Source organism: Bacteroides sp. L10-4 (genome assembly GCF_013373675.1).
Taxonomy (GTDB): Bacteria; Bacteroidota; Bacteroidia; order Bacteroidales; family Bacteroidaceae; genus Bacteroides; species Bacteroides muris.
Genome location: NZ_JABXJH010000005.1, coordinates 1 through 16101, shown reverse-complemented (window position 1 = coordinate 16101; position 16101 = coordinate 1). Strand labels below are relative to the sequence as shown.

Here is a 16101-nt window from a genome sequence, read left to right as displayed (position 1 = left end):
TAAAAATTTCCCGTACTCCCTTTTTTGTACTACTTTTGTGCTCTCATTGCATGAAACGAGTAAAATGCTGCGCATAAAAAAGTTAGATATATTTGTTCTGAAGAGCTTTTGCATGCTCTTTATGGGTACTTTTTTCATCTGCCTCTTCATCTTTATGATGCAGTTTTTATGGAGGTATGTGGATGAAATGGTAGGAAAAGGATTGGAGATGACTGTCCTTGCACAGTTTTTCTTTTATTCTGCGCTTTCGTTGGTACCTGCGTCGTTGCCGCTGGCTATTCTGCTGGCTGCCCTTATCACCTTTGGAAATTTCGGAGAACGTTTTGAATTGCTTGCCATGAAGGCGGCCGGTATTTCTTTGTTGAAAATCGTGCGGCCACTGATTATCTTTATTTGCTTCATTTGTTGTGTCTCTTTCTATTTCCAAAATGTCGTAGGGCCAAAAGCACAAACAAAATTATGGACTTTGCTTATTTCCATGAAGCAGAAATCTCCCGAAGTGGATATTCCTGAAGGTGTGTTCTACGATGAAATAGATGGTTATAATCTGTATGTGAAGCATAAGAACCGCAAAACTGGTATGCTGTATGACGTATTGATATATAATTTTGAGAAAGGTTTTGAGAATGCTCAAGTTATCAAGTCTGATTCGGGACGTCTGGAGATGACGGCTGACAAACAGCATTTATATTTGCATTTATACAATGGTGAGCAGTTTGAAAATCTGAAATCGCAGAATATGAACCAGAGGAATGTGCCTTACCGGCGTGAGACATTCCGCGAAAAGCATGCAATCATTGAGTTCGATTCGGATTTCAATATGGTGGATGCAGGCATCATGAGTAATCAGTCCAACAGTAAGGATATGAGAATGCTGCAGGCAGACATTGACTCCATGAAATTGCAGAATGACAGTGTGGGGCGTAGTTATTATAAAGAAGCTATGGCAGGAACTTATAAGGTAACAGCCAGCTTGTCTAAAGAGGATACATTGAAGATTGAAAAGGCTTATTTAGGTGAGTATAATGTAGACAGCCTCTACAATGTGGCTACTTTGATGCAGAAACAGAAGGTTATATCCACAGCCGTTAGCCGTGCAGAGAGTGCGGGGAGTGACTGGAGTTTTAAGAGCTTTAATATATCGCAGACCGAAAGCAGTCTTCGACGACACATGACTTCTTGGCATGAGAAACTGACTCTTTCTCTGGCATGTCTCATCTTCTTCTTTATTGGTGCACCACTCGGAGGAATTATCCGTAAAGGGGGCTTGGGAATGCCGGTGGTGGTTTCTGTATTGATTTTTATTATCTATTACATCATTAACAATACAGGGTATAAAATGGCCCGTGACGGACAGTGGGTGGTCTGGATGGGTATGTGGACCAGTACTGCTGTCTTAGCCCCATTGGGTGCATTCCTGACATATAAATCCAACAATGATTCAGTGGTATTGAATGCCGATGCCTATATAAATTGGTTCAAGAAGGTTGTGGGCATTCGTAGCGTACGGCATCTGTTCCGTAAGGAAGTTATCATTCACGACCCTGACTATGCACGCATTCCGGAAGAATTGAAGGCTTTGTCAGCCGACTGCCGTGAATATGCCGATAAGAAAGGTCTGAAACGTGCTCCAAATTATTTTAGATTGTGGATGACTGATAACCAGGATGAGGCAATGGAGGGTATTAACGAACGTCTGGAAAACCTGATAGATGAATTGTCTAACACAAAGTCTGTCACTCTGTTGACTGCACTGAACACTTATCCAGTCATTCCGGTCCGTGCGCATGTCCGCCCGTTCCGCAATTATTGGCCGAACCTGCTTTGCGGAGTTGTTCTCCCGATAGGCTTGTTCTTTTATTTCCGTATATGGGCATTCCGTATCCGTTTGAATAAGGATATGGAGCGGATTATCAAGACGAATGAAGATGTGATTGGAATCATAGAAAGAGATCAGAATAAATAAAAACAAAATAGATTATGGAAAATGTAAAGTTGAATACGATAGAAGAGGCCATTGAAGACTTCAAAGCCGGTGAATTTGTGATTGTTGTGGATGATGAGGACCGTGAGAATGAGGGTGATTTGATAATTGCAGCTGAAAAGATTACACCGGAGAAAGTAAACTTTATGTTGAAACATGCCCGTGGCGTACTCTGTGCACCTGTTACCGTTTCGCGTTGCCGTGAGTTGGATTTACCGCATCAGGTATCGGATAACACTTCTGTACTGGGTACTCCTTTCACGGTGACCATTGACAAGCTGGAAGGTTGTAGTACAGGTGTTTCTGCGGCAGATCGTGCTGCTACTATCCAGGCGTTGGCCGATCCGGCTTCTACTCCGGCAACTTTCGGACGTCCCGGTCACATTAATCCGTTGTATGCCCAGGAGAAAGGTGTGTTGCGTCGTGCAGGACATACGGAAGCGACTATTGATATGGCTCGTCTGGCTGGGCTTTATCCGGCCGGTGCTCTTATGGAGATAATGAATGACGACGGGACAATGGCACGCTTGCCCGAGTTGCGACGGATGGCGGATGAATTTGGATTGAAGTTGATTTCTATCCGTGACCTGATTGCCTACCGTTTGAAGCAGGAATCTATTGTGGAAAAAGGTGTGGAAGTAGATATGCCTACAGACCACGGTCATTTCCGTTTGATTCCTTTCTGCCAGAAATCGAACGGCTTGGAACATGTTGCCTTGTTTAAAGGTACGTGGGAACAGGATGAACCGATTCTGGTACGTGTACACTCTTCGTGTGCAACGGGAGATATTTTTGGTTCCAAGCGTTGCGATTGCGGCGAGCAGTTGCATAAGGCAATGGAAATGATAGAGAAAGCAGGTAAGGGAGTAATCGTGTATCTGAATCAGGAAGGTCGCGGCATTGGCTTGATGGAAAAAATGAAAGCCTATAAATTGCAGGAAGAAGGCATGGATACTGTAGAAGCTAATATTTGCTTGGGACATCTGGTGGATGAACGTGATTATGGTGTAGGTGCCCAGATTCTTCGTGAGATAGGAGTACACAAAATGCGGCTGATGACCAATAATCCCGTGAAACGCGTGGGCTTGGAGGCTTACGGTTTGGAAATAACGGAGAACGTTGCTATCGAGATTACTCCGAATCCATACAACGAGCGTTACCTCCGTACCAAGAAGGAACGTATGGGACATACACTCCATTTCAATAAGTAACTGTCTTTTTGTTTTCTTATATCAAAGAAAATCGCTTATTTTGCAACCGGATTTGCGTAACAATCATTAAATAGTAACAAAATGAATCAATTATCAGATCGTTTAAACAGTTTGTCGCCTTCTGCGACACTGGCTATGTCTCAAAAGAGCGCAGAGCTGAAGGCTCAAGGCGTAGACGTAATTAACCTGAGTGTGGGAGAACCGGACTTCAATACTCCCGACCACATTAAAGAGGCTGCGAAAAAGGCGATAGACGATAACTTTTCTCGCTATTCTCCGGTGCCGGGTTATCCTGCCTTGCGTAATGCAATTGTAGAGAAGTTGAAGAAGGAAAACGGTCTGGAATATACCGCCGCACAAATTTCTTGCGCCAATGGTGCCAAGCAGTCGGTTTGCAATGCAATTCTGGTATTGGTGAATCCGGGTGACGAAGTAATTGTACCTGCTCCCTATTGGGTCAGTTATCCGGAAATGGTAAAATTGGCCGAGGGTACACCGGTTATCGTACCAGCAGGTATCGACCAGGACTTTAAGATAACACCTGCACAACTGGAGGCTGCCATCAGCCCGAAGACAAAGGTGCTGATTCTTTGTTCTCCTTCTAATCCTACGGGTTCGGTGTACAGCAAGGAGGAGTTGGCAGGCCTGGCCGCAGTATTGGCAAAGTATCCTCAGGTTGTTGTGATTGCTGATGAGATTTACGAACACATCAATTATATCGGCGAGCATCAGAGTATAGCGCAATTCCCCGAAATGAAAGAGCGTACGGTCATTGTGAATGGTGTTTCCAAAGCATATGCAATGACCGGTTGGCGTATCGGTTTCATTGCAGGTCCGGAATGGCTTGTGAAGGCTTGCAATAAATTGCAGGGACAGTATACTTCCGGTCCTTGTTCTGTATCTCAGAAGGCTGCTGAGGCTGCTTATACGGGTACACAAGCTCCGGTGGAAAAAATGCGTAAGGCTTTCGAGCGTCGTCGTGATTTGATTGTAAAGTTGGCTAAGGAAGTTCCTGGTTTTGAGGTGAATGTACCGGAAGGCGCTTTCTATCTGTTCCCTAAATGTGATTCATTCTTTGGCAAATCTGCCGGTGAACGTAAAATCAATGATTCGGATGATTTGGCCATGTATCTGTTGGAAGTAGCTCATGTGGCTTGTGTAGGTGGTGCCTCTTTCGGAGCTCCCGAATGCATTCGGATGAGTTATGCAACCAGCGATGAAAATATAGTTGAAGCTATTCGTCGTATAAAAGAGGCACTGGCTAATCTGAAGTGATTCTAGCTTCTTCTACAAACTTATTTTAGCAAGACATCTGTCATGCTGTCACGAACAGTTCGTTTCATCAAAGCGAACTGTTCGTTTTGTTATGGCGAACACTCAGTTTCATTTAAGTAAACATTTTGTTTCATGTCGTATAAACACCTTGTTCCATACTGCACGAACATTTTATTTTCTACTGATGGAACAAAGTGTTCATATCTGTGAACTAACGTATTATCCGTATGTAGAAAATAACTATGAGGGGGGAGACTACTGAATCCTACGTGGGGATATAAAAAAAGCGCAGGCAATTTATCTGCCCACGCTTTTGTTTTTGATACTGGGATTGTATTATTCTCCCGGATGAATTGCTTCAGAAGGACAAACATCTGCACAAGTACCACACTCTGTGCAAGTCTCGGGGTCGATATGATAGATATCACCTTCAGAGATAGCGCCAACCGGACACTCGTCGATACAAGTTCCGCAAGCAATACAATCATCACTAATTACGTAAGCCATTTTCTTTTAGATTTAAATTATTATTAGTACTAATTCGTTCGGCAAAAATAGTGGTTTTCTTTATTAGTTGCTATCAATCTTGACTAAAAAACGTATAATTTGTATATCGTCTAAATAAGAATTCAAGAAAGCGGCATAGTATACCGCAGAGACTGAAAAATGTTTGTTTTTGAACTTTTTGTAAATGGATTGTTCTGATATTATTGGATTTAGCTGGAACTTAAACCGGTTTTCAGCTTTTAAGAAAGAGTAGGATAGGTAAAAGTAATCACTGCGATTTCTCTTTCTTCGGCATTTTCGGTTTGACAGATACCTTTGAAAGCTTTTGTCGATAGATCAATCTGAGTGGCAAGGGAGGCAGACCAGTCAGTTCAAAAGCCTTATTCAAGTAGCTGATTCCTTCCTGATATAGATTTCCAATTTTGGGATACCGGCTGGAGAAGCAAGATATATACGTAGCAGGTTCTCTTATTCAACTTTTCAAAACGTTGGAAAATATTGGCTTGCTTGTCTTTGGGAATGTGGCAACCGGTATCTGTTACCGTGAATAGTACGGTGTTGTCCGTTTCTTTTTCCAGCTTTAGTACAATGTTGCCTTGCAGGGTGAATTTGGTAGCATTTATCAGTAGGTTAATCTGGATTTGCTGTAGACGTGACCGTCAGCCTCTGTCTCAATAGCTCCATATAACCGTTCTCAAAATGCTTGTTTGCCTCTTTTGTTTATTGCCTGCGAAAATAAATATAAACGAGTAAAAAAATAGATGGATGTTTTATTCTTTATAATCAATTTGTTAGCAACTTTATGAGACGATTGGAAGGGATTAGTACAGTTCCAACCCAAACTCCTCTTTTAGTTGTAACAGGGCGCTATTCTTTTGTGCCATCATCTGGAATTTTTCAACGCGCCCATAGGCACGTACCTTTTCAGCAGGAGCACTAATCCGGACAATCATGGTGATTTTGCGGTTCTTTAGCCGGGTACGTAGGTAATTTTGCAGAGTGGGTATCATGCTGGTAAATTCCTTGGCAACGATTTCATTGTCTACCACGGCTTCAAAAGTTGTGTCATTTATTAACGTGATGCGCATGTTTTGCATGCGTTTGGCTATGGCTACTTGCTCCTTGGGCATACGTCCGGCATACTCCTGCCAGTAATAATTCAAATCTCTTTCATTGAAGATGTAGTCTTCTTCCGGTTGTGCTGCTTGGTGGGCGGCAGTAGAGTTAGATGAAGGGGTTTTTTGTTCTTCTTCTATATGGGGGCGTTTGATGGACACCCCTAATCCGGACATTTTCATGACCGGGATTTTTTTCTCTTCTCTCCCTTGCGCCATTAATACGGCAGTAGGTGTAGTATGTGGAGTTGTTGCATTACCCTGCTGTGTAGCAGCAGGTTGGGTAGTGCTGCTTGTTTGTACTGCCGGCTGTGCGGTTTGTTGGGGCATGGCAGTAGTGGCCTGTGGCTGCTGAGCGACGGCAGGCTGCGTGAATATAGGTTTTATAACTTGCTTAGGGCTGCGCCCATTGGCATCGTCTTCCCCCTCGACGGTCAGTTGTGTCACTTGTATCAGAGTGAGCTCTACTAGTAGCCGTTTGTTTTTACTGGCACGGTAGTTCAGGTCACAATCGTTGCAGAGCTTCATGGCACGGTAAAGAAAGGGGAGGGGACATTGCTGTGCCTGTGCCTGATAACGTTCGCGTATGCTTGCGCCCACTTCAAGCAGTGGCAGTGTCGCCGGGTCTTTGCTGACAAGCAAGTCACGTAGGTGGGATGAAAGTCCGGTGATGAAGTGGCTGCCGTCGAAGCCTTTGTTGAGCACATCGTTCAGTAATAGCAACGCGTTACTGATTTTGTTCTCGAGAAAGAATCCGGTTAGTTTGAAGTAGTATTCATAGTCCAGTACATTGAGGTTTTCAATCACACTTTTATAGGTGATATGTCCTCCGGTGAAGCTTACCACTTGGTCGAAGATGGATAGTGCGTCGCGCATACCGCCGTCTGCTTTGAGGGCTATTACATTCAATGCTTCCGGCTCAGCAGTGATGCCTTCTTTGGAGGCGACGTATGCGAGGTGTGCTACAGTATCTTCCACGCCAATCCGGCTGAAATCATATATTTGGCAGCGTGAAAGGATGGTGGGCAGTATCTTGTGTTTCTCGGTAGTGGCAAGGATGAATATGGCATGGCGTGGAGGCTCTTCCAGTGTTTTAAGGAAAGCATTGAAAGCCGAGGCGGACAACATATGTACCTCATCAATAATATATACTTTGTATTTACCTATCTGAGGTGGTATGCGTACCTGCTCCACCAATTGGCGGATGTCATCGACAGAGTTGTTTGAGGCGGCATCCAGCTCATGGATATTGTAGGAGCGCTGCTCATTGAAAGCAGTACAGGATTCACACTGGTTGCATGCCTCACCGTCTGCTGTGGGACTCATGCAGTTGATTGTTTTAGCAAAGATACGGGCGCAAGTTGTTTTTCCCACGCCTCTCGGGCCGCAAAAAAGATAGGCATGCGCCAGTTTTCCGGTGGAAATGGCATTCTTCAAGGTAGTGGTCAGTGCACGTTGGCCTACTACAGACTCAAAGGTCGAGGGACGATATTTCCGTGCAGATACAATATAGTTTTCCATATTCGGGATATTCTTTGCTTTTTGTGCAAATGTACACAAAAAAAAGAAATCTTTCGGTTATTCCTCTTATCTTTGTGACGTGAAGTTATATGATGGGAAGCTCCATCATGAATGATAAATTGCTAAATAGTAGATGACGAGATGGATAAACTTGCTTCTCTTTGGTCTTTTGTCCGCAAGCATAAATATCTGATTACGCTTGCGTTGTTTGCTGTAATTATCGGGTTTCTGGACGAGAATAGCGTGGTACGCCGTCTGGGTTATGCCCGGGAAGAAAGCCGCCTGCGCGATGAAATAGAAAAGTACCGTAAGGAATATGAAGAGAATACCGAACGACTCAATGAGCTTGCCGTTGACTCCGGTGCCATCGAACAGATTGCCCGTGAGAAGTATCTGATGAAAAAGCCCAATGAGGATATTTATGTATTTGAAGAAGATTTAGAAAAATGAAACAACTGATATCCGCCCTTTTTGCAGTAGGGGCCGTGATGCTCTTGGCAGGAGCTACCGTTTATATCACGGGATGGCCTCTTTCACCTTATATATATACTATCGGTGCTACGATGGTTGCTTTGGCCCAAATCAATTCTCCGTCCAAGTGCAGAAGTTCCATAGTCAAACGTTTGCGCCGGCAGCAAATATTCGGTGCGCTTTTGCTGGTACTTACGGGGGCGTTCATGCTCTTTACAAGGGGCAATGAATGGATTGTGTCTCTGACGATAGCTGCTCTTCTTGAACTTTATACCTCGGTGCGCATTCCGCAGGAAGAAGCGAAGGAAGGGTTGGATTAATCCAAAGCCATATATTCAGCATAAGCAAGAGGGGCTGAACTCTTTTATAGAGCCAGCCCTTTTTCTGCTATTCTTCAGCGTTATTCGTCTATCTTTCTACCTTTTCTACTGTCAAAACTGCTGAAGAGACACCTGCCGTTACGTCAACTGTGAACCGGTAAGTGACACCGTTTTCCAAGCTTTTGCCTTCTACAAGGCCCAAGTTGCCGGCATCACGTCCATTGGCACCGTCACCTATAAATACAAGGTCACTGGTGGTGGACAAGGCGTCATTCTTATATTCACCTCCCCAACCTTGTTGGTGGAAGAATTTGAAGTTGATGTTATCAGATTTGATCTGCTCTCCCGCTACTACTGTTACTTGATACTTCTTCGCTTCAATCTGTGACATGCAGAGCCCTTTTTCTGTAGTCCAACCTACGGCATTGGTTGTTACGGAGGGTTTACCGATACCGTCACCAATAATCCAGAGGGCACCAGTTCCGTCACCGTTCAGAGAGTCGGTGCTTGTTCCGTTCATTTTCAATACTTCCAGATAATTTAGGGCCAGGTTGGCAATGACGCGATAAGTTCCATCAATGGACAGGAACTTTAGCGAACCGTCTTCATCTTTTTCGAAAAAGTCGGGGTCTATCCAGTATTGGTCGAAGTTGGGAATGTTTGTAGTGATATTGTCTCCTTGCTTCAGATTGAGATCGATGCTGTAATGGTCATCATCCACCATCTCCATTTCAGAACCGTTCAGCAGTAGCTTTACAAAAGGAGCGGCTGCATAAGTCAACGTATTGAAGGATATGGAATATTCTCCAGCTGACAGGTTGGAGAAGGTAATTTCACTGGAGGTACCTTGTGCAATGGCGCCGTTGCTCCATCCGAAGTTGATTTCATTCCCGTTGGCGCCTACTTTAGGAGCTTTGATGTAACCTTTCACTTTTTGTGCAAATTCACCGGTCACGCTATACTGATTGGCTGCGACTTTTTCCATGCGGTATTCCTGGTCTCCTGAAACTAGAGTCAGGTAAGGGAAGTCTGGACGGCTCAGCGCCACATCATAACTTTTCTCTGTAATTGTGAAATTGGTGTTCTGCAGAATGAACTTCAGTGTGGCCGTTCCGTTGGGAATATTTGTCAGGTAGGGAACAAAGATTTTTCCGGTATAGTCTTGACCGTTCACTTTTGTACGGATTACAGTCTCTGACACCATTTCGTCGCTGAAGTATAACCGCGCTTTTAACGTGGAAAGAGGTACATCTGCGTCCGATGCCTTGATTGTAAAAGGCAGGCTGTCTCCGAACAAGGCTGAAGAAGGTTCTGCTTGAAAGTTCATTGTCGGGTTGCCGGGAACCGGATTGTCATCGCTGCAAGCATTCAGCATGGTTATGCCTACCATTGCCATTAGATAGTATTTTAAGCTTTTCATTATAATCTTCTATTTAAATTATTAGTTTTATTTTTTCCAACGGTAAGAAATGATTGCTTTGGCCGGAACTTCGTAGGAGAAGTAGTGTGTGCCGTCGCTTACGGTGATTCGTTTGTCCTCTGCATTGTTGTTGGCTAATACGAATGCATAGGTACCATCCGTATTCTCGAAGGCGGAGTAGGTGATGCCGTTGGCTGTGTAACCAGTTGTTCCGATACGTACAGCGCCCGGTTTTACAACTGAAGACATGTGACCGATAAGGTAGTAGTGGGAGTTGCGGACAATTTTGGAATAGTTTGTATTGTCAATATCCACTGCACCATAGCAGGTCTTGCAAGAGCCGTTTGAAGGACTTACCGGTCCCAGGTCGCTGTCCAGTACCAGATTCCACACAATGGCACCGCGGCACCAGTTGTTAGCTGTTCCCAATGTAATTTCTTCCATATCATTAAGCAGGCGTGTTTCCAAATCGCGGCCAGAGTTCCAAGTACCGATGGAGGTTTCCGTAAAAAGCAGCTCCTTGTTGGGGTAGAGTTTATGGATATTCAGCAGCTCAGAACGGTTACCGCCATAATTATGGTAGGCAGCGCCCGCAATATATTGTGAGGCTTCTGCATCGTCATAAATTTTGGTGGGGTAACTCTTTTGGTCGGTCAGATTGTCGTAGTTGTAGTTATGGTCGAAAACATAAATCTTTGCGGCAACTCCGGCTTCTTTGAAGGCAGGACCCAGGCCGGTCTTGATGAAGTCACGGGCTTCTTCCCATCCCATAAACAGGGATGCCGAGTTACCGTGATTCAGCGGTTCGTTCTGCGGAGTCACAGCGTGAATTTTGATTCCTTCCTTTTCGAAAGCTTGTATCCATTTTACGAAGTAGTCGCCATATGTTCTGTAATATTCGGGGTTCAACTGTCCGCTGGTCCATGAGTCAAAAGGTATACGTTCTTCCAAGCTTTTCACTTTCATCCACTTTGGACATGTCCAAGGAGCGGCAATCACTTTGACGGCAGGATTGATTGCCAGAATTTCCTTCAATATAGGAATTACATATTTGGTGTCTTCCATCGGTAGGGCAAAGTGCTCAAGTCCCTTTTCGTCACAGCAAGTGAATTCACTGAATGAGAAGTCGGAACAACCGATGGCAATACGTACATAGCTGAATCCGTAACCTTCTTTGTCCGAGAAGGTTTCTGTCAGGAACTTCGTGCGGTTCTCTTGTGTCATCTGCATCAGGTTGTAGCCGGTGGAGCCGGTGATGGCTGCACCGAAACCGTCCATTTCCTGATAGCGGGTGGCAGGGTTGAGTGTCACGGTAGAAGGTGACATGTTGCTTCCGGTGCCGAAGGTCAACCCGGACTTTGTCAAATCATAAGTACGGCTGGTGTTCGTTACGTAAAGGGTAACATCCTTTGCCTCTTCCGTGGGTTGGTCCGGCTTGGGTTCGGGTGTAGGGGTGATGTTATTGTCATTGTCATTGCCACAGGCTGCCAGTATGGTGAAGCTGCCTAATGCGGTAGTGAATATATTTCTTAAATTCATATTTGATTGATTTTTATATTACTCATTAATATTAATACCCCGGGTTCTGTATCAAGTTCCCGTTTTGGTCGATGGCACCCTGAGGGATAGCCAGCAGATAAGAATTTTCATTGAATAGATTTTCTTGTGCATGGCGACCATTGTCTTTGGCATAAACAGCGTTCATCACTTCTTCAACTTTGTTGAGACGGCAAAGGTCGTACCAGCGTTGTCCCTCAAAGGCTAGTTCCATACGGCGTTCGTCCATATAAGCTTGGAGCAATGCTTCTTTACTATTGCGGGTGCTTGGTGGAAGTTTGCCCAGTCCGGCACGATTGCGGATGAGGTCGATAATGTCGGCTGCACCGTTCAGGTCGGGAGTTTCTCCCATAATCTTGGCTTCAGCCTTAAGAAGTAAGATGTCGGCGTATCTCAGATAAATGATGTTGTTGAACGCAGAGCGGCATTTGTACATGAAGGCATAATGGTCTGCCGGATAATAGTTGCTCCATCCGCAGTCGTACCATACAACTGATTCATTGTAACGTTTCGTGTCTCCTTGTTCCTCATAAAGGCGGATAAGGTCACGGGAAGGGGTAATCCATTTGGCCCAGGTGAAACTTTCATCCCAGTTGCTCAAGTTGCGGCCGAACATCCAAGTACACCAGTTACCGGAACCGGGAGGAAAATGAGCTTCGAGAATTGCCTCCTTGGTATTGCGTACCCGGCAGTCTTTTTTTTCTGTATCATAAGCCCAAAGGTCGCTGAAGTCTTCCACAAGGTCAAAACCGTCGGCAGCCAGTTCATTAGCGTACTTGATAACCTTTGCATAATCGCGTAGAGGTTTTTCTGCATAGACTTTGGCTAGCATGGCACGTGCCACCGATTTGGTAAGTATGCTTTTGTCGGATGCATCGTTTGTCGGGGTGTTGGGGTTTTCCACTGCTTCAGTCAAGTCTTTCTCTATTTGGGTGTAAGCTTCTTCTGCTGTGTTCTGTGGAGGGAAGTAGGTCGGATACATCTCTTCTACGTTGTCTTCGGTGATGTCACCGCCCACAGTAGTGATAACCGGGAAGTTGCCCCATAAGCGTACCATATCGAACATGACCATGGCACGGAATATTTTGGCTTGTGACTGATATTTACCGCGTTCGCTTTCACTGAGGGCCTTGAGCTGATTACAACCTATGATGATGCGGTTGGCTGTGGCAATATCACCCAGAAAACGGTCCCAGTCACGTTTTAGTACGGAATTGGATCCTTCAATGGAATTGGTTTCGTAAGGTACTACTTCTGCACCCGTTGTTCCGGCATATGCATTGTCGGAATGGGCATCACCGATAAGCAGTTTGTCGACATACCAGTGTTCCTGCTGGTCGCGGAATTTTTTGTGAAGGGTTACCATTGAGGTTTCCACATCTTGTACACTGTTGAAAATAGGTTTTTCATCTGCTTTGTCCACTCCTTCCGTTACATCCGAGTAGGTGTCTACCGGATTGTAGTCCAAGTCACACGAGGTTGCGGTCATTGCCAACAATATACCGCAAGCTATACTTTTATATATATGCTTTAATTTCATAAGTTATTTCTCCCTTTTTTAAAATTCAACATTGATACCGAAAACGAATGATTTGCTCTGCGGGTAAGTTCCATAGTCGATGCCCTGTACAGAACCGCTGTTGCCATATTGGTTCACTTCGGGGTCCATGCCTGAATAGCTAGTCCAGGTCAGCAAATTGCTGGCGGTAAAGTAAGGCTGTACGCGGCTGATACCCCATTTCTTGAATTGGCGGCAACGGATGTTGTAAGAGAGTGAAATGTCTTTGACACGCAGGTAGCTGCCGTCTTCTACAAAATAAGTGGAGTTCTTGATGTTGAAGTTGGCTTTTGGGACATTCGTAATCTGTCCGGGTATTCTCCAGCGTTTCAATACTTCCGTTGACTGGTTTTTACCGTCATACATACCCTCAGTTTCCATACGGGACACATTGAAGATGTCGTTTCCATAGCTTCCTTGGATAAAGATGCTCAGGCTGAGGTCTTTCCACGTAAAGGTATTTGTCAATCCGTAGATGAAGTCAGGATTCGGGTCACCGATATAGGTACGGTCGGAAGTGGAAATCTTACCGTCTTCGTTAAGGTCGCGATAAATCAAGTTACCAGTTTCAGGGTCTACGCCGTCGCTGATGTAACCGTAGAAACCACCCAAAGGACGTCCGGGTTCATTGCGTACGATATTCTCTTTCACCACCTCGGCACTGCTTGCTGCTGTATAGATTTTCTGCAACGAGAGCTTGGTCAGCTTGTTCTTATTGAAAGAAATGTTGAAGTCTGTATCCCAGGAGAACTCGCCGGTAAGGTTGTGGGAGTTTATGGAGAATTCAAATCCTTTGTTGGTCATCTCGCCTTCGTTACGGGTGATGCTGGTGGTTGCTGCTGCACCTGCAGGCAGACTTACATTCATTAACATGTCTGTTGTCTTTTTGTAATAATAATCCATGCTGAAGGTCAGTCTATTGTTCAGTACAGTTAAGTCAAGACCGATGTTGGTTTGGTTGGTGGTTTCCCATTTCAGGTCACTTGTTCTTAGGTTGGCTTGGCTGATACCGGGAACTGCATGGTCGTTGCCTTCTTCAAACCATGGTATGCGGTTGATGTTATAACGTTGCAGATACGAGTAATCACCTATGCCGCTTTGGTTACCGGTCTGTCCCCAGCCGCCGCGGAGCTTCAAGTCATCAATCCAAGTAATGTCTTTCATGAATTTTTCTGATGAAATGCGCCAAGCAGCTGAAAAGGACGGGAAAATGCCCCAACGATGGTCGGGATGCAGTTTGGATGAACCGTCGGCACGCATGTTCATGGTAAGCATGTACTTGCTGTCATAATTGTAGGACACGCGGGCGAAATAGGAAGAGATAGCCCACTGTGAAGCTCCTGTTCCGGTACCGTCCCATGAAATTTTATTGGCGGCATTCAGAGTCTGTATTTTATCGTTTCGAAAGTGTGAGCCGTTTATCCAGCTGTTGGTATAGTCCGATTGGGTATAGGAAGAACCAGCCATTATATCAATGCCGTGCTTCTTGATATTGGTGTTGTAAGTCAGTATATTATCGAAAACCAATACGGTATTCATATTCCGGTTGTCAGAGGCTGTACCGAAGCTGTTGCGCCCGTCGGTGGTCGATATTGGATTGAGGAATGTGGTGTTTACCCCGTTGCGACGGTCTAGGGCTACAGATGATTTCAACTTTAGGTTGGGCAGAAAGCTGACGGTAGCAGATCCGGATGCAATGAGGCGGTTCTCCTTGTTCTTGTTGTTTTTCTGGCGGGCCAGGTTTTCCATCGGATTCATGATATTTACCCCATAGAAGTTCTTATTGTATTGATTCGGCTTTTCAAGGTCCCAAATAGGAGCATAGGTCGGTGTGTTGATAACTGAGAGGACTACACCGCCACGGTTGGCACCCGTACCAGAAATGATGCCGGTGTTTCCGATATTGTCGGAGTAGGAGATATTGGCACTTACATTCAGCCAGCTGCGTATTTGGTTGTCGATATTGGCACGGAAGCTATATCGTTTGAAGTATGTACCTTCTAGAATACCTCTTTCATTCAGATAACCAGCAGAGAGAAAGTATTTCATCTTTTCGTTTCCATTAGATACAGCTACTTGGTAGTTTTGGGTCTGTCCGGTTTTGTAAACTTCATCAAACCAATCTGTCTGGTCTGTTAAACCTTCAAGAGCCGTGGGGTTGACAGCCCCGATTTCTTCCTGTAACTCACGGTACTGTTCTGTATTCAGGGCATCCATGCTTTTGGCTACTTTTGTCATACCATATTGTACGTTCAGTGCCACTTTGGCATTGCCTTCTGTTCCGGTTTTGGTCGTAATTAGTACCACACCGTTGGCTGCACGTGAACCATAGATGGCTGCCGATGAGGCATCCTTTAGGATAGAGAGACTTTCAATGTCGTTGGGAGAGAGAAAGTTGATGTTGTCCACGGGCACACCATCCACTACGTAGAGTGGGTCGTTACTACCGTTGAATGAGGTGGTACCACGTACGCGGATACTCATGCCTCCGCCCGGTTCACCGCTGGGTTGCATAACCGACACACCGGCTGCTTTACCTTGCAGGGCTTGGGCTGCCGACACTATGGGCCGTTGGTCCAAATCTTTTGTAGAAACCGTGGATACGGCAGTGGTTACATCTTTACGCTTCACACTCCCATAACCGATGACTACCACTTCGTCAAGCAGTTCGTTGTCTTCCTGCAATGTGATATTCATGTTGGTGGCTGCTTTTACCTCTATCGTTTTGTAGCCGATGAAGGATATTACCAGTGTGGCATTCTGTCCTACACTCAGGGAAAACTCCCCATCCAGATTGGTAACAACACCGTTGGTTGTTCCCTTTTCCAATACAGATGCGCCAATGACCTCCAGGCCTGCGGCATCTACTACTTTACCCGTAGCTGTCAATCGTTGGGCAAATGCATTTGTTGACATTAGCAGTACGAGTAATGTCAGAAGGAGCTTGTAACTCCGCGTAAGAAGATTTCTTGTAATCATTCTCATAGTACTTTAATTAAAAGATTTAATTTATTTTAGAAAAGTATGTTCTAATAGTAACTATTCAGCGAGAACAAAGGATACGAAGAATTAGCCCGTCAGTTTAGACGAGCGCCAATATAGCTTTAAGAGGGGATTGTCCGTTTTTCCAGGCCGTGTCAGCGATAGAATGTAAAGCGTGGA

At 45.0% G+C, this 16101-nt stretch carries 11 protein-coding genes and 1 pseudogene; 5 read left to right on the top strand and 7 right to left on the bottom strand.

All coding sequences use genetic code 11. From position 1 onward, the window contains the following. The first annotated feature begins 64 nt into the window (after window positions 1-64). The 3 genes from HU824_RS02965 (at window position 65) to HU824_RS02955 (ending at window position 4470) form a co-directional block, all read left to right on the top strand. Entirely contained in the window at window positions 65-1966 is a 1902-nt protein-coding gene (locus HU824_RS02965; protein ID WP_136009706.1) for an LptF/LptG family permease, read from the top strand. Between the two features lie 14 nt (window positions 1967-1980). After that, window positions 1981-3195 carry a bifunctional 3,4-dihydroxy-2-butanone-4-phosphate synthase/GTP cyclohydrolase II gene (locus tag HU824_RS02960; protein ID WP_136009707.1) on the top strand — a complete coding sequence of 405 codons (1215 nt, stop codon included), beginning with the start codon at window positions 1981-1983 and terminating at the stop codon, window positions 3193-3195. Window positions 3196-3276: 81 nt separating this feature from the next. Next, a complete protein-coding gene (locus HU824_RS02955; RefSeq protein ID WP_176468035.1) occupies window positions 3277-4470 on the top strand; it encodes a pyridoxal phosphate-dependent aminotransferase in 1194 nt (397 codons plus the stop codon). Between the two features lie 336 nt (window positions 4471-4806). On the opposite strand, the gene HU824_RS02950 is transcribed toward HU824_RS02955, so the two are convergent. The 3 genes and pseudogenes from HU824_RS02950 to HU824_RS02940 all read right to left on the bottom strand — a co-directional run bounded on the left by HU824_RS02950 (window position 4807) and on the right by HU824_RS02940 (window position 7613). Beyond that, on the bottom strand, window positions 4807-4977 hold the full coding sequence (locus HU824_RS02950; protein ID WP_005834872.1) for a DUF362 domain-containing protein: 171 nt from the start codon (window positions 4975-4977) through the stop codon (window positions 4807-4809). Between the two features lie 467 nt (window positions 4978-5444). Beyond that, window positions 5445-5633: pseudogene (locus tag HU824_RS02945) on the bottom strand (ATP-binding protein); the annotation flags it as partial. 165 nt (window positions 5634-5798) lie between these two features. Beyond that, on the bottom strand, window positions 5799-7613 hold the full coding sequence (locus HU824_RS02940) for a DNA polymerase III subunit gamma/tau (protein WP_136009709.1): 1815 nt from the start codon (window positions 7611-7613) through the stop codon (window positions 5799-5801). Between the two features lie 141 nt (window positions 7614-7754). On the opposite strand from HU824_RS02940, the gene HU824_RS02935 reads away from it, so the two are divergent. Further along, on the top strand, window positions 7755-8063 hold the full coding sequence (locus tag HU824_RS02935; RefSeq protein ID WP_136009710.1) for a septum formation initiator family protein: 309 nt from the start codon (window positions 7755-7757) through the stop codon (window positions 8061-8063). After that, a complete protein-coding gene (locus HU824_RS02930) occupies window positions 8060-8404 on the top strand; it encodes a hypothetical protein (protein ID WP_136009711.1) in 345 nt (114 codons plus the stop codon). Before HU824_RS02935 ends, HU824_RS02930 begins: the two co-directional genes overlap by 4 nt. A gap of 88 nt (window positions 8405-8492) precedes the next feature. Here the strand turns inward: HU824_RS02930 and HU824_RS02925 are convergent, their stop codons facing one another. The 4 genes from HU824_RS02925 to HU824_RS02910 are packed head-to-tail and all read right to left on the bottom strand — an operon-like array spanning window position 8493 to window position 15924. Further along, a complete protein-coding gene (locus HU824_RS02925; protein ID WP_136009712.1) occupies window positions 8493-9824 on the bottom strand; it encodes a DUF5125 domain-containing protein in 1332 nt (443 codons plus the stop codon). 27 nt (window positions 9825-9851) lie between these two features. Then, entirely contained in the window at window positions 9852-11363 is a 1512-nt protein-coding gene (locus HU824_RS02920; RefSeq protein ID WP_136009713.1) for a glycoside hydrolase family 30 beta sandwich domain-containing protein, read from the bottom strand. Window positions 11364-11394: 31 nt separating this feature from the next. Beyond that, window positions 11395-12921: a RagB/SusD family nutrient uptake outer membrane protein gene (locus tag HU824_RS02915; RefSeq protein ID WP_136009714.1), complete on the bottom strand. Its 1527-nt coding sequence runs from the start codon at window positions 12919-12921 to the stop codon at window positions 11395-11397. An 18-nt stretch (window positions 12922-12939) separates the two neighbouring features. After that, window positions 12940-15924: a TonB-dependent receptor gene (locus HU824_RS02910; RefSeq protein WP_176468034.1), complete on the bottom strand. Its 2985-nt coding sequence runs from the start codon at window positions 15922-15924 to the stop codon at window positions 12940-12942. Window positions 15925-16101: the final 177 nt, after the last annotated feature.